The 20795-nt window shown below is 41.2% G+C and carries 11 protein-coding genes; 4 read left to right on the top strand and 7 right to left on the bottom strand.

What is annotated here, in order from left to right; genetic code table 11:
• Positions 1 to 126: 126 nt before the first annotated feature.
• The 5 genes from H6G41_RS02510 to H6G41_RS02490 all read right to left on the bottom strand — a co-directional run bounded on the left by H6G41_RS02510 (position 127) and on the right by H6G41_RS02490 (position 9923).
• Positions 127 to 4215: an AAA-like domain-containing protein gene (locus H6G41_RS02510; protein ID WP_190743283.1), complete on the bottom strand. Its 4089-nt coding sequence runs from the start codon at positions 4213 to 4215 to the stop codon at positions 127 to 129.
• Between the two features lie 490 nt (positions 4216 to 4705).
• Entirely contained in the window at positions 4706 to 5329 is a 624-nt protein-coding gene (locus tag H6G41_RS02505) for a type I restriction enzyme HsdR N-terminal domain-containing protein (protein WP_190743281.1), read from the bottom strand.
• A 16-nt stretch (positions 5330 to 5345) separates the two neighbouring features.
• A complete protein-coding gene (locus H6G41_RS02500; protein ID WP_190743279.1) occupies positions 5346 to 7001 on the bottom strand; it encodes an AAA-like domain-containing protein in 1656 nt (551 codons plus the stop codon).
• A 643-nt stretch (positions 7002 to 7644) separates the two neighbouring features.
• Positions 7645 to 8706 (bottom strand): serine/threonine-protein kinase, encoded by a 1062-nt coding sequence (locus H6G41_RS02495; RefSeq protein WP_190743277.1) that lies wholly within the window; start codon positions 8704 to 8706, stop codon positions 7645 to 7647.
• A gap of 326 nt (positions 8707 to 9032) precedes the next feature.
• Positions 9033 to 9923 (bottom strand): alpha/beta fold hydrolase, encoded by an 891-nt coding sequence (locus H6G41_RS02490; RefSeq protein ID WP_190743274.1) that lies wholly within the window; start codon positions 9921 to 9923, stop codon positions 9033 to 9035.
• A gap of 370 nt (positions 9924 to 10293) precedes the next feature.
• On the opposite strand from H6G41_RS02490, the gene H6G41_RS02485 reads away from it, so the two are divergent.
• Entirely contained in the window at positions 10294 to 12006 is a 1713-nt protein-coding gene (locus H6G41_RS02485) for an S-layer homology domain-containing protein (protein ID WP_190743272.1), read from the top strand.
• Between the two features lie 65 nt (positions 12007 to 12071).
• Here the strand turns inward: H6G41_RS02485 and H6G41_RS02480 are convergent, their stop codons facing one another.
• Together H6G41_RS02480 and H6G41_RS02475 are read right to left on the bottom strand one after the other, a co-directional pair.
• On the bottom strand, positions 12072 to 13097 hold the full coding sequence (locus H6G41_RS02480) for a mechanosensitive ion channel family protein (protein WP_190743342.1): 1026 nt from the start codon (positions 13095 to 13097) through the stop codon (positions 12072 to 12074).
• Between the two features lie 105 nt (positions 13098 to 13202).
• Entirely contained in the window at positions 13203 to 13367 is a 165-nt protein-coding gene (locus H6G41_RS02475; protein ID WP_190743270.1) for a hypothetical protein, read from the bottom strand.
• 32 nt (positions 13368 to 13399) lie between these two features.
• On the opposite strand from H6G41_RS02475, the gene H6G41_RS02470 reads away from it, so the two are divergent.
• The 3 genes from H6G41_RS02470 to H6G41_RS02460 all read left to right on the top strand — a co-directional run bounded on the left by H6G41_RS02470 (position 13400) and on the right by H6G41_RS02460 (position 20724).
• Positions 13400 to 14317, top strand: coding sequence for a histone deacetylase (locus H6G41_RS02470; protein WP_190743340.1), 918 nt, complete (start codon positions 13400 to 13402; stop codon positions 14315 to 14317).
• 85 nt (positions 14318 to 14402) lie between these two features.
• A complete protein-coding gene (locus H6G41_RS02465; protein WP_190743268.1) occupies positions 14403 to 18896 on the top strand; it encodes a translation initiation factor IF-2 N-terminal domain-containing protein in 4494 nt (1497 codons plus the stop codon).
• A complete protein-coding gene (locus tag H6G41_RS02460; RefSeq protein WP_190743266.1) occupies positions 18874 to 20724 on the top strand; it encodes a hypothetical protein in 1851 nt (616 codons plus the stop codon). Before H6G41_RS02465 ends, H6G41_RS02460 begins: the two co-directional genes overlap by 23 nt.
• The last annotated feature ends 71 nt before the right edge of the window (positions 20725 to 20795 follow it).

The raw sequence follows: 20795 nt of genomic DNA, 5'->3' as shown, positions 1-20795 counted from the left end.
GCATCACATAATTTTATCGGTGCCGTGCCCCTACGACCTATTGCATCCGTGCTTTGCCCCCCTGTCCTCCTTGTACCCGGTCACTGAGCGCAGCCGAAGTGTGTCCCCCTTGTCCCCCTCTTCCCCCTACCTCCCCTCACACACCTTCGCCTCATCAGGATGGCTAATCAAATAACCCTTCAGCCAACTGCAACCCTGCGCTAATAAATCATCAAGACTCAGATTCCACAATTTTATGGTGTTGTCAAAACTGGCAGAAGCTAAAGTTTTACCATCGGCGTTGAAGACGACGCTGTAGACCGCTTCACTATGCCCATTCAGGGTGGAAATTTCTTTCCCCGTCTCCCGATTCCACAATTTGATGGTGTTGTCATCACTGGCGGAAGCTAAAGTTTTGCCATCGGGGCTGAAGACGACGCTGATGACCCATGCGCTATGCCCAGTCAGCATAGAAACTTTGCCCGTCTCCCGACTCCACAATTTGATGGTGTTGTCACGACTGGCGAAAGCTAAAGTTTTACCATCGGGGCTGAAGACGACGCTGTTGACTGCTGCGCTATGCCCATTCAGGGTGGAAATTTCTTTGCCTGTGTCCCGACTCCACAATTTGATGGTGTTGTCAAGACTGGCGGAAGCTAAAGTTTTGCCATCGGGGCTGAAGACGACCCTGCTGACCGCTTCGCTATGCCCATTCAGGGTGGAAATTTCTTTGCCCGTCTCCCGATTCCACAATTTGATCGTCTTGTCATGACTGGCGGAAGCTAAAGTTTTGCCATCGGGGCTGAAGACGACGCTGTAGACTGCTGCGCTATGCCCATTCAGCGTAGAAATTTCTTTGCCTGTGTCCCGACTCCACAATTTGATCGTCTTGTCATAACTGGCGGAAGCTAAAGTTTTGCCATCGGGGCTAAAGACGACGCTGTTGACCTGTGCGCTATGCCCAGTCAGAGTGGAAATTTCTTTCCCCGTCTCCCGAATCCACAATTTGATCGTCTTGTCAAGACTAGCAGAAGCTAAAGTTTTGCCATCGGGGCTGAAGACGACGCTGCTGACCGCTTCGCTATGCCCAGTCAGGGTGGAAATTTCTTTGCCTATGTCTCGATTCCACAATTTGATCGTCTTGTCAGCACTGGCGGAAGCTAAAGTTTTGCCATCGGGGCTGAAGACGACGCTGCTGACCCAACTGCTATGCCCAGTCAGGGTGGAAATGTCTTTGCCTATGTCTCGATTCCACAATTTGATCGTCTTGTCATGACTGGCGGAAGCTAAAGTTTTACCATCGGGGCTGAAGACGACGCTGCTGACCCAACTGCTATGCCCAGTCAGGGTGGAAATTTCTTTGCCTGTGTCTCGATTCCACAATTTGATCGTCTTGTCATAACTTGCAGAAGCTAAAGTTTTGCCATCGGGGCTGAAGACGACACTGTTGACCGCTTCGCTATGCCCAGTCAGGATGGAAATTTCTTTGCCTGTGTCTCGATTCCACAATTTGATTGTCTTGTCATAACTTGCGAAAGCTAAAGTTTTACCATCGGGGCTGAAGACGACACTGTTGACCGCTTCGTTATGCCCAGTCAGGGTGGAAATTTCTTTGCCCGTCTCCCGATTCCACAATTTGATAGTGTTGTCATAACTGGCGGAAGCTAAAGTTTTGCCATCGGGGCTGAAGACGACACTGTTGACCGCTTCGTTATGCCCAGTCAGGGTGGAAATTTCTTTGCCTGTGTCTCGATTCCACAATTTGATAGTGTTGTCATAACTGGCGGAAGCTAAAGTTTTACCATCTGAGCTGAAGACAACGCTGTTGACCGATTCGCTATGCCCAGTCAGGGTGGAAATTTTTTTGCCTGTGTCCCGACTCCACAATTTGATCGTCTTGTCATCACTGGCGGAAGCTAAGGTTTTGCCGTCGGGGCTGAAGACGACGCTGTTGACATAATCGCTATGCCCTTTCAAGCGATTTTGTTCGCGAATATTTAACAAAACGTTTTGTAAACTAAACAAAGGGCTATAAGCAGGATAGTCTGCTAAAGATTTTTTATCCTTTACCAGAGTTTTTAGTTCTTCCGCAGTCTGCATTACTGCCAACAACCCCTCTATTTCTCTTGAAGGTGCAAACACTCGCAACGCATTTGTTCCTGCTTGTTCTAATTGCGTACCCTTTAAAGCAATTTCTCGGTCGGCTTGTGCTGTTTTTAATTTCTCGACAGCAATTTTTCGGAATATATCTGCTTTTCTTAGTTCCTTCAAAGCAATTGTCTGAGCATTTACTGCCGCATTCAGGGCAATTTGAGCTTTATTTAATTCTTGTTGCGCCTGCTTTTGTTCTTCCCTAGCCCGATTTAAACCTGCAACAGCTTCTTCACGCTGCTTTTGTGCTGTTTTTTGTTGTTGAACTGCTTCCTTTGCCCTTTTTTCAGCTTCACTTACTTTTGCATCAGCTACTGCTACTTTATCTTCTGCTATTTTCAGGTTTTGCCGTGCCTCATTCACCTTGGTATTTGCAGCTTTCAAGTTTGCATTGGCATTATTTAGATTCTCTTGTGCCTTTTTTGCTTGGGCTGATAAATTTTTATTCGCTGCTGCTATCTGCTGATTCTTTTTGTTGGTAGCTGCGGTTTCTGTTCTCGCTTTCTCTAACTCTGCTTGAGCTTTATCCGTTTCTGCCTTTGCTGATTCTGCTACCGCAACAGCATTTTTGGATACATCAAGACTTTTTTGAGTAACTATAAATGATGCTACCGCCCCCACCACAGCAAAACCCAACACCACAGAACCAACTTGAATCCGCCGATTAGCTTTGCGGTTCGCTTCTGCCAAAACTTGCTTCGCCTGTTCTTCGGCTTCCAAGCGCCTTTGCACATCGCGCTTTTCTAATTCCTGACTAGCAGCCAAAAACCGATAATCCAAATCGCTTAAACTTTTACCCGTCGCCCATTCTTGAGCATCCTGCAAAGTCTTTCCTCGCAATAACCGCGACTCATCTTGTTGTTGCGACTCCACCCAAGCATTAAAAGCATCAGAATAGGGGCGCAGCTTTGCCAAAAGCTTTTCACTCCATTCTTGCTTAAACACCTCAGCATAAATCCGGTTATAAACTCGCAGCTTACCATCCCGCTTCACCACCAATCCCGTTAACCGCAACTGAGTTTGTTCCGCACTATCATCAGCCGCAATTTCCCCCTGCTGGGCAATCTGCTGACACAACGCCAACAACCTCCCAGTCTTCTCTTCCCCCCTCGCCATAATTCTGTCGCGAATCGTCTTCAAATGCTCCGGCTCATCCTGCATTTCCCAATTCTCAATAATCCGCCGCCTCACCAAATCTTCAACCCACAATTCAATTTTGGATTTTAGATTTTGGATTTTAGATTGCTCCCCTTGTCCTGTCTGAAGGCTGAGCGAAGTCGTTGGCGCAGCCTCTCGCAGAGAAGCCTGCCCCCTGCCTCCTTCCCCCACCACCAACTGACAAACCTTCTGCGTCAAAAACGGCTGTCCCCCCGTCCAAGCCAACACCGCCCGCATCAATTCCCCGGGATTACCCACTACCGCCAAACCCCGCGCTAAAGGTTCCGCTTCATGGAATTGAAAACCAGTTAAATCAATTGCCCGCCCAATATTAAAAGGAGTGCGTTGTTTATCTTGAATTAAATCTGAGGGGGTAGACACCCCAATCAAAGCAAAAGTCAGGCGATTATAATCTGCATGGGTGGCTCTACGGTTATAGCAGTCGCGAATTACGGCAAAAAAATCATCAAGGTTAAACTTCAGACTGAGAATACTGTCTATTTCATCAATAAAAATTACTATCTTCTCAGTAATTGTTTTGAGTAAAACCGTTTCAATAAACTTACTCAAACGCTGCACAGGCGAAAGTAAACCGTTCTCATTCCACCAAGTTTCTAAATCAAAGCTGGTATAAATATCCAAACTCCCCACCAGGGTATCAATCACCCCCGCATACCACTGTTCTGGGGTAATATCTGCTGTCCCAATAGAAGTAATATCAATCACCGCACAGGCAAAGCCTTCATTTAGTAACCGTTGCATTACCTGCACCCGCAAACTAGATTTGCCCATCTGCCGGGAATTGAGGACGTAACAAAACTCACCCCCCGTCAAGCCTGCATAGATGTCATTGTCAGCTTGTCGTCTGACATAAGTTGGTGCATCTTGGGGCAAACTTCCCCCGACTTGATATTGGTAGTTTGTCATAGGGATGGTTGACGGTTGACGGGTGACGGGTGACGGATGACTGTTGACGGTGGTTATTGAGTAACCATTTGTGTCAATTTAAGTTAAAAATAGCCTCTGTCTTAGTTTTGTTACTAATAGCCCAAGTAGGGGCGGGTTAAGCGAGATAGTCGTGAATTATTGGAGCATATCTGTGAACCATACGTGTCAACTTAAGCTAAAAGCTATATACAGCGCGTGTTGTACAAAAACCCTCGCCCTCATCCCCTCACCCCTTCTCCCCCAAGAGAAGGGGAATTAAATCTCTTGCTCCCCTCTCCCTGAGGGAGAGGGGCTGGGGGTGAGGATATAACCTAGTCACCAAGCGGGTTTCACATTAAGTTGACACCAATGGTTCATAAATATATTCCCATCATCCGTAAATATCTGGCTTAACCCGCCCCTACGATTTATAAACAACGAGAAAACTTCAGGAAAAAAAGTTGTGAGAAATCGAGGAAACGACTATTGACTATTGACTGGCTAAATCAGCTAGGTGCTTTAAGACTTTTACAACAGTATGTAAATCATCTCCACGATTCAGTGATAGTGTGTAGGATAATCCATATTTGGGTATACCTTGTTTGCTCAATTTAATAAATTGAAATTCTCGACCATTGGTGACAAAACCAAATACTGGTTTATCAGATTCAGGATTAGCAAGCATATAAGCTAATGCTTGGGGAATTGCTACTTCTAAAGAATACTGCGCTCTTTTTGCTTCAATTACCAGCACCCATAATGGTGGATGAAATACCAATATATCAATGCGTCCTCGAATAATTGTGCCTTCATCTTCAGAAGAAATTTCCACTTCTTCTTCGGAAGCAATGTAAAAAGGTGGTTGATAAAAACCTGCTAGACGTAATAGAGGCGAGAGTACCACCATTTTGACTACAGGTTCTAAAATGGGATATCGAGATAAATGCTGATATTCGGTTTTGATTTCTTCAATATTTTGCTTTTCTAACTCATTAAGTTCTGGTAAATTATCCCGCCACTCACGGAAAAAGTTTTCATCATCAATACGTTCCAAAGCAAATTGCTCAATCAGTTGATTAAGGCTGACATCTTTTCCTTGAATAACCTGAACCATAAATATATACGCTCACTTACTTAATTTTTAGGCGGTTAGTAAAATACTGCCTATATAAATCACACAAAGGTATCACATCATTCCCTTGAAATTTCACTAACCCCATACTGCGGAGTTTAAAGGCTGCTTCTGCGCCTACATCTACGGGAGAATTTGCTGTGACTACTTGTTTAATTGCATCGAGTAATTCTGTGTCTACTTGCAAATTTAACCAATGACGGCGCAAATGATCGCTGTAAGGGCCTTCTTCTGTGGCGGCAATTTGCTGTAATCTGTTCAGGGTTATCCTACCACGGGCAATTTCATAAAGCGCTACCCTAACTAAATAAGGATGACCGTCTACTAACTGTCTTAATTCTTCTATTTGGGAATCAGCCCAGTTTATCCCGTGACGCTTGACTAAATCTTGCACTTGTGAGTGATTTAAATCGGGTAATTCAATTGGTAAACCCACATTAAAGGGCGATTGATTGATGTTTAAGGGAATATAAACTTCTTTAGAATGGGCAATTACTAAGCGGAGATTTTTCCAGAGTGCTTCATTTTTAGAACGTTCGTGCCAAGCCCGCAATAAACCAAAAAAATCCGCTGCAATTGTGGGATGTTTAAAGACTTCATCGACTTCATCTAAACCTAAAGCAATAGGATTTTTAATTTCTGGTAATAAATAGCGCTGAAAGTAATTTGTACATTTATTCTTACTACCTAAAATCCCCTGCCAATAATCTGCTAATCTATCTGGTAAGTTTAATTCGTTAGTAATACTGGCACAAAACCACTGTAAAAATAAATCTAAGCTATTAAGAAATTCAGCATCGGCGGTTTGAAAGTTTAAAGATGCAGTTTGATAACCATGTTGCTGTGCATGATGCAAAATCCGCGTCATTAAAGATGTTTTACCCATCTGTCGCGGTGCTTTAATGCGAATTAATGCCCCTGGTTTGAGAATAGTTTCATTACAATCTATTTCTATTGGGGGACGTTCAATATAAAAAGCAGAATCTAGAGGTACTTGTCCTTCGGGATTTTCTAAAGATATGACTGTTTTGGGTGTTGATTGGGGGGTAATCTTTTCTGCTTGGGTTTCTGTGGGGATTTTGAGATTATCTTTAGAGCTATGGCGACTTTTGAATACTGGTGTAGCCGATTCGGGAATACTTTCTAAATCAATAGCCACACAACCAAACTCATAAGCTTCCTCATAGGTTCTATTTGCGCCCAATGCATCATAAAAGCCTACAGCAAATTCAATGGCAGCGCGATCGCCAATTGCTTGATTCATACCAACCACGCAATTAATATGTTGATAAATCGCTTCTGCTTGGACTTCGCTATAACAAGCGTTTAAAAATACACACTCAATCTGATTTTGAAATAATTTAAATAGTCTTGCTAGTGCAGCGGTACTCACCAATTGCATTTGTCCGGTATTATTTTCCAAAGCCAAACCTTGATTTCCCGCCCCATGTCCCGAAAAATGAACAATTTCCGGCTCATAATCCAAAAGCGCCCGGCGTAAATCATCTGTCCGCACTGCCCATTTAGTGATAATTTCAAACTGATCTCGACTTTTAGCACGTTCTAAACCAGCCTGAATTTCTCTCACTTCTTCATCCAGGCGGAGTTTGTCTGTATTCTTAGGATTAGCTGACAAAATCAGGATTTTTTTCACAGCATTATTCAAATTAGCAACTGACAAATTAAAAAATATTTGGATATATAGTGAGTTAGCCTGAGAAAACCGGGAATTATCGGCGTGATTTTATTACCCTAGGAGTTGCATGGGATATTTTACCTGAGGGAAAGAGGCGCGTTTGCATCTTCCCATGAAGAAAGGCGCAATCAATAGCTTTTAGTTAGAAAAATTATACCAATTTGACCCAAAAATACAGTAAATATGGCTTTAAGAGCAGATTTTCTCACAATTGGTCTAGCATGAAGCACAAGCGATCGCCAAATTTTCTTCACTAATGCAGTTCAGAACAGGAAACTCCGAGTTCTGAAGGTGAAACTCCAAGTTCGGAAGGCGAAATTCCGAGTTCTGAAGATAAAACTTCAAGTTCAGAAGGCGAAATTCCGAGTTCAGAACGCGAAATTCCGAGTTCAGAACGCGAAACTCCGAGTTCAGAAGGCGAAACTCCGAGTTCGGAAGTGAAATGATGTTGCTTTAAACTCATCCCATCCTCCGGAGATGGAATTTCACGTTGAGGGTTGACGGTTGACTGTTGACGGTTGACTGTTAACTTTCATCCTTCAACGGGGTTGGGGTGCTTTTATCTCATCTGATAGGAGAAATGGGTTTTTCCGACAGCTTTTTAAGGCTGAGTTTTCTGTTGGCGATGAAAGTTTGACTGTAAGCTGTGATTATCGCTTGCTTCTAGTACCTGTTCATTGATGACTGCTGATTGTGCGATCGCTAAATTTTTCCCAGCTACAGCCAAAGTACCTAAAGTAGCGAGTCCTAAAACAAAACCTTTTTTTCTACTTTTCACAGCAGCCATGAAAGTTTCTAAAACAGTACCATTACCAATTACTGCAATCGGTTTCAATGCTGCTAAGGCGGTGGCTGCATTTGTATAGCGATGCTGGCGTTTGTGTGCCACCATCTTCATTAACCAAGCTTTAAAGTAGGGACTGATTTGAGGCGATAATTTTTGCTGGAATTTCCAGCGATATTGAGCATCAATTAATTTATGAATATCTCCCGCAGAAGTACGAGTAAGTAAGCAAATTAAAGTTACTCCTAAACTATATAAATCTGATGCGGCGGTGAGAGAATAACCAAAAATTTCTTCTGGTGACATAAAACCTGGTGTCCCTGCTGCTAAACTGCTGAGGGTCATTTTTTCACCTTGGTTCTGCGCCAAACCAAAATCTACTAAATAAGCATTAAGCTTCTCATCAACTAAAATATTTTCTGGTTTAATATCTCGATGAATAATTGGGTTAACTCGTTGTTGCAGATAAATTAAAATCTCTAATAAAGAAATAGCAATTTGCTTTATTTCTTCCGGTGCAAATTTCCGTTGTAATCCTAAAGATAAAGCGTTTTTATATTCTTGCAACATATAAAAATTCCCTGCTGTCTCAAAATAATCGAGATAGCGGGGAATCCGGGAATGATTTAGTTGTTGCAGCATTTGAATTTCCCGTTCATAAGCTTTCACACCAGACAAATCAGCAATTGCATGGGGAAAACGAAACTCTTTAATTACTACTTTTTGGTTAGTCTTGAGTACATAAGCCAAATAAGTAGTGCGTCCTGCTTCCCGATTGCGTCCTAATTCTTGGAGAACTTGATAGCCATGCTGAGAAAAATCTGGATATTTATTAAAGGGAATCTTCCCTTGATATCCATTACGCACATCAAGTTCCATAGATAATTACCACACTCTTTTAATTTGGCAAATAAAGACTGAAGTTATTGTTTGTTGGAGAGACTTCAGACTTTTTTGGTGAATGTGGATTGGCAAAAGTTAAGAGGATGTTTTAAAAGTCTAATTTTTGGTAGCACAACGTTTTAGATCCCCCTAAATCCCCCTTAAAAAGGGGGACTTTAAGAGGTTTTTGCCCCCCTTTTTAAGGGGGGTAGGGGGGATCAATAAGTGCTTACAACCACAGCCAATCACTTTTCAAACAACCTCTAAGACTTAATATCACAAAGACGCATAGACATCTTAAAGATATCTATGCGCGGAAATCATCACCTTTGCGCTAGCCAATCCACAATTTGGGAATTGACAATATCAGGAACTTCATCATGGGGACAATGACCAGCGTTGGGAATGGGGATAATTGTGATGGTTTTACCATTCTCCCGCGCTTCTTCGTAAATCTTTGCTCCCGTAATTGGTGTCCAAGGATCGTCAGCACCCCAAATTACTAATAAAGGACGTTCGACTTTGGGTAAAAGTTCCCCAGGAGTAGGCCCAGGAGGGGCTGTGAGAATTGATGCAAAGACTTGCTGCGCACCTGGGTCACAAGCTGGGGTATAAAGTAAATCGACCAATTCATCGGTAACAGCTTCGCGATTGCGGTACACCTGGTAAAGGGTGCGGCGAATTTGGGATTTTTGGCGGATGCGGTTAAAGACAAATTTGCCTGTGATAGGCGATCGCACTACTCTATTAAAAGCCGCCATCACAACTCGTAACGGTGGGTTCAATTCGTGGGGACGATGACTCAAACCCCCAGCCGAGTTAATTAAAACACCACCCGCAGCAATTTCTGGATGTTCTGCCAGTACCATTAAGCTAATTAATGCACCAATGGAATTACCGATAAATACGGCAGGTTGTTTGATGTGTTCTATCCAAAAATCCTTGAGAAGTTCTACCCACACTTCCAAGCTGTAATTAATCGGTGCTTTCTCCGAACCACCAAAACCCAACAAATCCACCGCAAAGACTTGATAACCTGCGTTTGCTAAAACGGGAATATTTTTGCGCCAGTGTCCAATAGAAGCGCCAAAGCCATGAACCAACACCAAAGGTTGTCCTGAACCCATGACAGTGTAATGAATTTTATAGCCGCGCCAAGTCCAAAAGTATTTTTCCAAAGTCACGGAAGGCGACTGCTGGGTCGTTAAATTCATTATTAAGATTCCTAAAGTATTGTCTTTATAGTAATATCTCCCGCCTGCGAGAATTTTAAACAACATTCTAGTCCTCATTGCGATCGCTGAAATGAAGACTGCTGTTATCATCTGCCGATTCCTGTATTAACCCAGATGAGCAGATAAAATTCTGGTGACAATGGGCACTTAAGTTCAAATCAAATCATCTGGCAATATTTGTAGCTATAACTGGAACAATGTTATGCATTTTGCTTCTAAGTAGTAAGTAAAAATCCTGTGCATAAAGTGTGTCTTTTTTAGGCTATCTTAATGGTGTCCTCAAAAAGGGATAAGCATTAACAGCCTAAATTAGGCTTTTGTAACCTAATAGCCATTGGTATGAACTGAGATGAAACACACAAATCGGAGTTATTTAACTTACTGGAGTAAATTTGTTATAGCTGCTGTTGTAGTGACATTTTTACCGATATCGCCAACTTTCGCGACATCAGGGTTATCTAATTCTGGTGAGTCAAATATCAGCAATTATGCAGAGAAACAATTGGTAGCTGATAATTCTCGCGATGACGACGATGACGACGATGATGACGATGATGATGACGACGATGACGACGACGATGACGACGATGACGATGACGACGACAAAAACCGCATTCACAAGAAAAATAAAGGTGTCACCCTAAAAATTTGGCAACCTGCTGGTAAGATGTCCGAAGTCATCACCCGTGTTTCTGTGAAAAGTAAACGTGGTAAAGGCTATTTAAAAGAAAGGTTTTTAGGCGATTACAAGTACAAAATTCAGCAAAAAGCCAAATTCGTGAAGGGTTTAAAAGCAGGCGATCGCGTCGTCGTGCGGTTGTATGATACTCAAAACCGCTTTATTGGCTATAGCGAATTTGAATGTTTAGCAGCCAAAACCACAGTGAATTTAATTCTGGCTGCTAACCCCAGCGAATACAAAGTTGTGCGTACTATATATGGTGCTGATGCCAACTCCGATGGCAAAATTGATGCGGGTAGCACCACTTACGACTATTTCAGCCAAGTCAGCAATCAGCGCGTTACCTTCTTTAGAAGTTCGCGAAACATCAGCGTTAGCCAATTTAAAGTTCAAGGTTGGTCAACAATTCCCGCAAACTGTGTTTATCCTACCTCCTTTACTCAAGGTGAATACAGCGTGTTGCGTCAATCAAGTACTATCTTCAGTTCCTCTATGGCTTCTGCGTTGAAATCTACACCTGGGGAACTGGTGGAACTCATTGAAGTTGGCAATAATAACAATTCTGTTTACAATGTCAGCCAGATGATGTTGAAATATCGCGAAATTGGCATAGATAACAGCGTTCAAGTTAGGTTTAACGATGTCCCACAAAGCCACTGGGCGAGAGAATTTATTGCTGAATTAGCCGCATTACAAATTATCCAAGGCTTTCCCGATGGTAATTTCCGTCCTGATGAACAGTTGACTCGCGCCCAATTTGCAGCGATGTTGAGTCAGGCTTTTGAGAAAGTTACAGTGCGCAATCCCGTCAGTTTCCGTGATGTTTCGACCAAACACTGGGCTTATAGCGCTATTCGCGAAGCTTATTCTACAGGCTTTATTTCCGTTTCCGGTAATCAATTCAATCCAGCCCAAAGTCTTTCTCGCTTAGAAGTGCTGCTAGCCATAGCCAAAGGACTAAACTATACATTTACTGGCTCTAGCGAAACGATTTTAGCAGCCTATAGCGATGCTACTTCAATTCGTAGCGATGTGCGAAATGCGATCGCAGCACTCACACAACGGGGTATTGTTGTGAACTATCCCGATGTTCAAACCCTCAATACTGATAAAGTAGCAACCAGAGCGGAAGTGACTGCTTTGATATATAAATCATTAGTCAGCACTGGTGAAGTAGCCGATATCTCCTCTCAGTATGCAGTAGAAAGAGTGCAACGTTCTCAAGTCCTCAACCAAGGCGAAATTGAGGGAGACGATAAAAAACCACGCCCTAATTGTAACCAAGGCATAGGAAATGGTGCAGAAGGTTGCGACCCTGGTAATTCTCGTCCTCACGGTGGTAGTAACGATGAAGGCGGACGCACCCCCGGTAAGAAATAATCATTAACAGAACCCATCCCATAGGGGCGGGGTTTCCCCGTCCTTATCCCGCCAATCCCGCTTAATTAACGTTCAATTTTGGCAGAATTCTCTGGTATATATAATTCCCTAGCTGGAAAAGGTATTTTAATTCCTTCTTCTTGATAGCGTTTGTGTAACTTCTTAATAAATAAATGTCTGCCAATACGCTGGTCAAAAAATTCATTGACGCGCATATAAAGAGTAAAATCTATACTAAAATCGCCAAATTTGTGAAATCTAATATAAGGTTCATTAGCAATTAATTCTGGTGCAATCTCCTGCATTACCTCTTTAGCAACTTGCACAGTCACTTTTTCAACATGTTCTAAATCACTTTCATAATCAACCCCAACATTCAGGGTTAAGGTAATTTCCTTGACTGGCAGATGATAATTAATAAAAATTGCCGAAGCCAATTTAGAATTAGGCACAATTATCACATTATTAGAAAGTTCGCGGATAGTTGTATTGCGCCAAGAAATATCTATCACATACCCTTCATGGTTGTCTGCTAGCTTGACATAATCCCCAGTTCTCACTTGCTTAGAAATTATTAAATAGAACCCAGAAAATAAATTTTCCAAAGTATCTTTTAGTGCTAAACCAACTGCCAAACCGCTAATACCTAATGTGGTGACAATCGGTGTAATTTCCACCCCAACAGTTTGCAATAAAATTAATGAACCAAGAACAATAACAGCAACCTTAGCGATATTAGAAAGTAGTGATGCTGATACGCCTTCAGTTCTGTGGGTAAATACATTGACAAACCCAGCACTCAATCTCGCCAAAACTAGCGTGACTGAATAAAGTACAATTACAGTAATAGATTTTTGCAGTAAATTAGCAATATCTGGCTTAATTGGCGCACTCAGAATTGCTGCCGAAAAGCCTGCAAGCGCAAACCAAATAAAAGTCATGCGATGCAGCGCTGAAAATATAATTTCACTTCCAGGAATCTTGGTATTGCTCACAAATACTCTCAATTTCTTGAAGAGAAACCTTTCTCCAATTACTCCCGCTAATAAGCCAGCAAGAAGAAATACAATCGGCAGAATCCATTGCATCATCATCATCAATTTGCAAGTAGCTATTTAAGATCAGGGTACTTAGTTAGAGTAACTCACAATGGATAAATTTTAGCTTGTAAATTAGCTCACTAACTGTGTGATATTTTATGGATTTATAGTAACTTCTACATCTCGCTGTGGTAGCGCAGCCTGTACCGTAAGGATATAGTTTGCAGCAGATGCATGATATAAATACTGGGGATTAGTGAGCGAAATTGTTTGATAAATAATTTTTACTAAGTCAGTCGGTGCAAATAACAACTCAATCATGCCCCATGCCCCATGCTCCATGCCCCACTACAATGTACTTACCAATTATTTATCACCCAGATTACATTGCGCCCTTACCTCCAGGACATCGCTTCCCGATGTCAAAGTTCCGCCAACTATACGAATTACTGTTAGCTGATGGGGTAGCGCAAATCGAACAATTTCATACACCTCAACCACCACCGCCAGAATTAGTAGAGTTAGTTCACAGTAGCGATTATGTCCAAGCTTACTGTCAGGGAACCTTAGATGTGAAAGCACAAAGGCGGATTGGTTTACCTTGGAGTCCAGCTTTGGCAAATCGTACCTGTGTAGCGGTTGGTGGTACAATACTCACTGCCCAACTAGCACTGACTCATGGTTTAGCTTGCAATACAGCCGGTGGAACACATCATGCCTTTCCTGATTATGGATCTGGTTTTTGTATTTTCAACGATTTAGCGATCGCATCTCGCGTATTACAAAAACTCGGACTAGCGCAAAAAATCTTAATCGTAGATTTAGATGTCCATCAAGGCGACGGTACAGCGTTTATATTCCAAGACGACGACAGCGTATTTACCTTTTCAATGCATTGCGAAGTCAACTTTCCCGGTACCAAACAGCAAAGCGATTTAGACGTACCCCTACCAGTGGGAATGGAAGACGACGCTTATTTACAAACCTTAGCCAATTACTTACCAGATTTATTATCCCAAGTCCAACCAGATATAGTATTTTATGATGCTGGCGTAGATCCTCATATAGGCGATCGCCTGGGAAAATTAGCATTAACAGACACTGGCATATTCCGTCGCGAAATGCAAGTTTTAACCACCTGCGTCAGCGCCGGTTACCCCGTCGCTTGCGTCATCGGTGGTGGTTACGCCGATGACTTAAAATCCCTCGTCTGGCGACACTCCCTCATACATCGCGCCGCTAGCGAAATCTACCAACAATACAAACTCTAAATCTTTCCTTACCTCTTTGCGCCTTTGCGCCTTGGCGTGAGATTTTTATAAATATAACTTCCGCACAAGTAACCCAAGTTACTGGATGAACAAAACTAAAGTCAGAATCTACGAACTAGCAAGCGAACTAAAACTAGACAGCAAAAAGCTACTAGTAATTTGCGATCAACTCAACATTACCGCCAAAAGCCCCAGCAGCACCATCTCCGAATTCGAGGCGGAAAGAGTTCGCAAAGCCGCCAAACCACCAGCAGCCAAAGTTGCATCAAATTCCTCCCGGCTAAAAAAAGCCTCCGAAGATTGGGGTTACATATTCGTAGGTTCGACAGTTGATAACTTAATCCGCCATCTCGAAGACGCATCTACCCTCAAAGCATATCCCGAATTCAACGAACGCCGAGAATACGCCCATGAATTATTGTATGAATGTGTCGGACAAAGACCTTGTTTATTTCACATCCGGCGTAAAGGTGCGGGAAAAGCTGCAAAAGAAGAAATTTGGGAATTAATCATCGCCACAGACTCTCCAGAAAGTAAATTACCAAGCAGACTGCAAAAACTCGGTAAAACCTTAGCATTTAAAGCCGCAGTTCAACAAAATAGCGACACCGGTTTAAAGCTACTCTCCGTCTACTTACTCCCCATCTCACGGGGACAAGCTGATGCTTACGCCGTACCCTTTAACTTACGCCTGTTACCCAATCACGAACATCATATCGGCATTCCTTCGTCAGTATTTCCCCGCATAGCCGAAGCCCCAGTTTGTGGCGACTATATACCCACAGAAGAACAACTCAAAGCTTGGAAAGCGTTTTTACAAATTGAAGAAAAAATTGCGCAAGCACGCCAATTCTGTATTTCTTATACCAGATATCACTACAACTTTAAAAGACGCATCAGTTTTGAAATTGATATTACCTCAGCAACTCTAGACGGTTCCCCCGAAAATCCTTTAGATGAAGACAATTTTTGGGGAAGGGTAAGAAAAGCTAGAAACGACGATTTAAAACTATTTGAAACTGCACCTACTGGGAGAAATTGGCAAGAAGGGCGGTTAATAGGTTCGATTGCAGAAATTGACCAAAAACGCGGCACAATTAGCCTCAACCTAGAACGAGAGTTAGCTGATTATCTAACTAGCGGACGTTATCAACTTCCCACCACCGGCTTTTTATGTTTTGAAGCCTTGGGTGATATTAAACAAATTCAACGCAAGAAAAAAGCCTTAGATGATTTAAATAATGGACGCACCCAAAATCCTTATTTAGGTAATTTTTTATTCGACGCTTCCCAAGCTAGACCAGTTCAAAAAACTGTAGAATTAGAAGTTGAAGAATTATTATTATCTACTGCAAACCCCGGACAAAAAGCAGCAGTAGAAACCGTACTTTCCGCCGAAGATTTAGTTTTAATTCAAGGTCCGCCAGGGACAGGTAAAACCACTGTCATTGCTGAAATTTGCTATCAAATTGCATTACGTGGTGGGCGAACTCTGATAGCTTCTCAAGCAAATTTAGCAGTAGATAACGCCCTCAGTCGTTTAGTTCATAACCCCGTAATTCGGGCGATACGTAAAGGACGCGCTGAAAAAGTTGGCGAAGAAGGACAGCCTTTTTTAGAAGATCAAGTAATCGGTACTTGGTTAGAAAATACTGCCCATGATTGCGAAACTAATCTCAGTAAACGCCGTGAAAATGTAGAATTTTACCGCCAATTACTCGCCTCAACAGCAAAGTTTAATGCTTACTTTCAAGCAGAAGCAGAATTTCAGCAGAGTCAACAGGATGTAAATCAACGTCTACCAAAATTAGAAGGTAATGTTAACAAGCAAGAAGCACTTTATCAGGAAGCATTAGCTAAAAAAAATCAAATTGAAACTCTCATATCGGGGTTAGAAAATCTCCTCAAAGCCCCAAATATTGTCAATTGGGAAGCGCCAGAAGTTACTAATTTTCTCCCCCATCTCAAACCCTATACAGACAATAATCATTTAGTTAAAACCTTTTTACTTAATGTCAGTAAAGCCATCAGCTTAACCGATGGACTTGGTTTACTTCGCCCCCAATGCGGTGCTTTTGGGTTAGCTGTATGGCTACGAGAAACTGTAGTTTCAGGAATTCCTGACTTTAGAACCGCCTTAATTTACGCTCAGAGTGCTACTGTAGCGATGTTAGAAGTAGCAGCCGCAGTAGAGGTTTTTAAACAGCATTCGCACAATTTACAGCAATTAGAAAAGAATCATCAAAAATTCTTTAGTAAACAGCATAGTTTACAACAAACAATTCAAACTTGGGAAACTCGCAAGCAAGAAATCGAAGCAGTCATCAACGCTGTTAAAGAATGGAAATCTACAGCAAATCATCGCGTAGCGGAAATCTTAGCTAATTCTCGCCAAACTTCCCAAGCATTAACAGTAGATTTACTGCAATTACCACCAGAATTACTGACGCTGGCTAATTCTCAAAAAATATCCTTGATGCCAGCGAACTATACAGTTAATCTACCAGATTGGGAGTTATTAACAAAAGCCATAGCTTATGAAATAGAAGGTAATTTTAGTAATAGGAAAGGGAGACAGCATAGTTTTAGCTACTTTTTACAGCAAAATTTTAGCCAAATTCCCCTAGTATTAGAAAATAGCGATATCATTCAATGGCAAGAAATCTATACACAATTTAATAACTATCAATATCTCGAAATTAATCAGCGCCAAACTCTAGTTGAAACTACTCGTATTTTTATACAGAAAATCCAACAAACTTACAGCACTGTCTGGGAAGTAAACAACAGCCCATCAACTCTGAATAAAATTACTCAAGAACTGATAGATATTATCTTAACAAATGCGCGTCAGTGCGTTTTCCAAGTCAAAACTGAAGCAGAAAAACAACTGCAACATTTGCAAGCACAGCTAAACGAACTGCACAACAATGAAGTTGCACAAACTCAAATATTAAAAACTCAAACCCAGATAGAAACAGCGAGACAAGATGCTAATCTAAAACTCGAAAGAGCAATTAATATCTTACAAGAACTAAATCAACAGTCAAACGTACCTAATCAATTGCGGACTTTAGCTGAAAAATACTTAACAAATCAAGCTAAAATTTGGGAACATCCTCAAGAATTTTCCCAGCACGTACATACTTGGATAAATCATCTCAGTCAACTGGAAAATTTAATTTCATCTATCGAACCTTTTGCTGTATTAGCAAATATTCAGATTTCTCTTGAAGAACAACTAGCAACCGTAGCAGCAGAAATTACAATTTTTCAGCAACAGCTTGAGACTTTAAAACTCAAAATAGCTGAATTAGCTGAAAGAAATCAACCCCAGCCACCAGATACCCTATTATCCCAGCGTCAGTGGTGGGAAAGAGAATGGCAAATTTTACCAGATAAGTTTAAGCCTAAATCTCCCCCAGCTAACTTATACGATTTAGAATTTTTACGCAGCATCAAATATCAATTTGAGTCAGGCGAACAGCAACTCAGTCAAGATGAAAACCATCTGCAAAAATATCAAGGATTTATCCAAGATTGGATTGCAAAAGTTCGTAACCCTTCAGAACGCGATCGCAACGATTTAAGACAAATCTATTTAGACAATTGTAACGTCGTTGGTATCACTTGTGTGCAAGCAGCCGGACGAGATTTTTCCGAAGAATTTCAATCCTTTGATGTTGTCATTATCGATGAAGTTAGTAAATGTACCCCACCAGAATTACTCATTCCCGCTTTAAAAGGTAAAAAGTTAGTTATGGTAGGCGATCATCGCCAACTACCACCGATGATGGATACTAATACTTTAGAGGAAGTCGTGCAAGAAATTGGCAGTAGCAGAGAAGAATTGCAATTTTTAGAAGAATCACTATTTAAAAGCCAATTTGAAGAAGCAGATTCCAGCATTAAACAAATGCTAACTACCCAATATCGAATGCACCCTCATATTATGGGCGCAATCAATCAATTTTATCAAGGTAAACTAGAATGCGGAATTCTACAACCAGATATTAAACGCGCCCATGATTTAGGGGGGGAACTTATTCAACCACAGCATCATTTAATCTGGGTAAAAATGCCCAAAGAAACGGAATTTCAAGAACAGCGTGAAGGAACTTCTTTATATAATCTCCAAGAAATTGATGTAATTGAACGTATCTGTCAGCAATTTGAAAATACTTGGGCTGCAAAAGTTGCTTGTGGCGAACCCAGAAAAGAAATAGCTGTAATTACATTTTACGGCGCACAACTGCGAAAAATTGATGAACGTTTGCAATCAGAATTTTTTCCTTCCTTACAAATTCGTACTGGTACAGTAGATAGATTTCAAGGTATGGAACGCCCAGTAGTAATTGTGAGTATGGTACGCAATAATAATAAAGGCGATGTCGGATTTGCAAAAAAATCAGAACGAGTGAATGTCGCCTTTTCTCGCGCCCAAGAATTACTAGTAATTGTCGGTTGTCACGATTTATTCACCCAACAATCAGGTAAAGTTGGCAGTATGTATTCCGAAGTTGCTAATATTGTCAGTCATCATGGAGGTTTCATAGATGTTTCTCGCATCTTCAGCTAAACCAATTGATGACAGCCTGCAAAATCTAGTAGTAGAAATTGAAACGCAAAATCCTGATTTATCAGTTGTCGCCGCCCGTCAATTACGCTATAGTTTGCAGCAAACAAATATAGAACTAACAATTACCGAACCTCGTCCATTTAACGTACTCGAAGAATTTATTATTCGTGCAGGAATTCAATTTGAACCAGCACCAACAGCCCAAGAGTTAGCATCTCTATTGGGTTTAGATCAAATATTCGTTCAAAGTACAATTAAAAATTTACAAAAACTACAAACACTCGCCCCAAAATCAGCAATTACAGTTACCGAACAAGGGCGATTATTTTATGATAAAGGCGCAGTACCTCAGCCTCCCTATGCTGTGCAAATTTATGCGATCGCAGATTCTTTAGGTGAAACAGTAACCTTTCAAGCCGAGCCATTAAATGAAGTAGTAATTAATCTCCCAAGTTTGACAAGTATTTTACAGCTTAATGAGTCAAACAATATAATTTCTACTTTGAATTTAGAACAAGTCCAAAAAAATCTCCAAGCTTCCGGTTTAGGGCTTCATGTACCAGAAACAGGAAAGATTGTCACTGCTTTTAGAACCATAGGTTCTACACAAACTATTTGGCGAAAAATCTCTCTATTTCTCATTTTTGATACTAGCAACGAAAAATTAATTATCCAACTGCGAAAAGGAAAGCAGATTTTAGATTCCCGTTCAAAATGGCTAGACTTACTGCTATCTGAAGGTAAAATCTCCTTGGATACATTATGTAAATTACCCAATGAAAGCTTAAATTTTGAGCGTGAAGCCGCCAAAAAATACCAAAATGCCGGAACAGCAGCCAGATTAGAAAATATTTATCAACAGGCTTTAGGTAATAGTCAGAAAAAAGACGTAATTCAATTACGCGATCGCGAAATTAACAAAAGCTTTTTAGAACTTGTTAGTACAGCCAAACAGCAAATTATTATTTATGCAACTTGGCTACATCATTTAAATCTAAACTCCGAATTTATCGCTGCTTTAGAAGAATTAGCGAAGCGTGGCGTTTCGATAATCATTAGCTATGGATTAGAATGGGAGCCAGAAAATTTATTAGAAATCAAAGAAAAACTCCAAGCAATTAAAACACCCGAAGATGTACCATCAGTGCAGATTGTTGGCTTAGAAGAAGATGTTTATATTCAAGAAATCATAATTGATCAAGAAATTTACCAATGTGGTTTTTATCACTGGCGCAATTATCACGAATCACACATACCATTAGGTGAATTAGTTTATCAAGTAAAAAAAATCCAAATAATCCAAGAAGCCTACGAAATTTTATCTACTCGCTGTCAAAATTATGTCCGAAAAATATGGCAACAAGCTGTAGAAAAACGTGATATTCAATTAGCCAGAGAATGTTTATGTATTTGGGGTACGCTGGGTAAGCTAGAAACCGCACTGAACCAAATACAGGAAAATAATTGGTTAGAATTACTGCCAATATATCTAAACGTGGTAATTCATAATTTGAAATCCCATAATTTAGCAGATGATTCCCCAATTTTACAATCATCGCTATTATTACTGAGTCAGGTAGAAGCAGAAGCAGCTTTTATTGAGCAATTACGCCTAGCATACCGTCAATTGCTCAGTGCGATCGCGCAACAAAACCCCGATACTGCTCTCAATTTACTCAACAATGAAGTGTGGGTGCAGTTTCTCCGGCTTCATATAGCTACTGAGACTGATTCACCCACTGAGTTTATTTCCCAACAGACTTCACAACCAAAGACAAAGCGCAAAACCGCAGCACCTTCCACCAGAAAGAAAAAGACAAAGGCTTAAGCAAACAAATCGCCAAAGTAAAAAGTGAAAGAACCACAAACAAATTCTTCTCTGTCAACAGTCAACAGTCA

It is taken from the genome of Tolypothrix sp. FACHB-123, from assembly GCF_014697075.1.
GTDB lineage: Bacteria > Cyanobacteriota > Cyanobacteriia > Cyanobacteriales > Nostocaceae > Aulosira.
The sequence above is the reverse complement of the archived record's forward strand: the minus strand, read 5'-3'. Positions and strand labels throughout refer to the sequence as shown.

Excerpts from the sequence above, each read along its gene's own strand:
- H6G41_RS02510 (WP_190743283.1), bottom strand. The coding sequence starts at position 4,215 with ATGACAAACTACCAATATCAAGTCGGGGGAAGTTTGCCCCAAGATGCA.
- H6G41_RS02505 (WP_190743281.1), bottom strand. The coding sequence starts at position 5,329 with ATGGTTCAGGTTATTCAAGGAAAAGATGTCAGCCTTAATCAACTGATT.
- H6G41_RS02495 (WP_190743277.1), bottom strand. The coding sequence starts at position 8,706 with ATGGAACTTGATGTGCGTAATGGATATCAAGGGAAGATTCCCTTTAAT.
- H6G41_RS02490 (WP_190743274.1), bottom strand. The coding sequence starts at position 9,923 with ATGAATTTAACGACCCAGCAGTCGCCTTCCGTGACTTTGGAAAAATAC.
- H6G41_RS02485 (WP_190743272.1), top strand. The coding sequence starts at position 10,294 with ATGAAACACACAAATCGGAGTTATTTAACTTACTGGAGTAAATTTGTT.
- H6G41_RS02480 (WP_190743342.1), bottom strand. The coding sequence starts at position 13,097 with ATGATGCAATGGATTCTGCCGATTGTATTTCTTCTTGCTGGCTTATTA.
- H6G41_RS02475 (WP_190743270.1), bottom strand. The coding sequence starts at position 13,367 with ATGATTGAGTTGTTATTTGCACCGACTGACTTAGTAAAAATTATTTAT.
- H6G41_RS02470 (WP_190743340.1), top strand. The coding sequence starts at position 13,400 with ATGTACTTACCAATTATTTATCACCCAGATTACATTGCGCCCTTACCT.
- H6G41_RS02465 (WP_190743268.1), top strand. The coding sequence starts at position 14,403 with ATGAACAAAACTAAAGTCAGAATCTACGAACTAGCAAGCGAACTAAAA.
- H6G41_RS02460 (WP_190743266.1), top strand. The coding sequence starts at position 18,874 with ATGTTTCTCGCATCTTCAGCTAAACCAATTGATGACAGCCTGCAAAAT.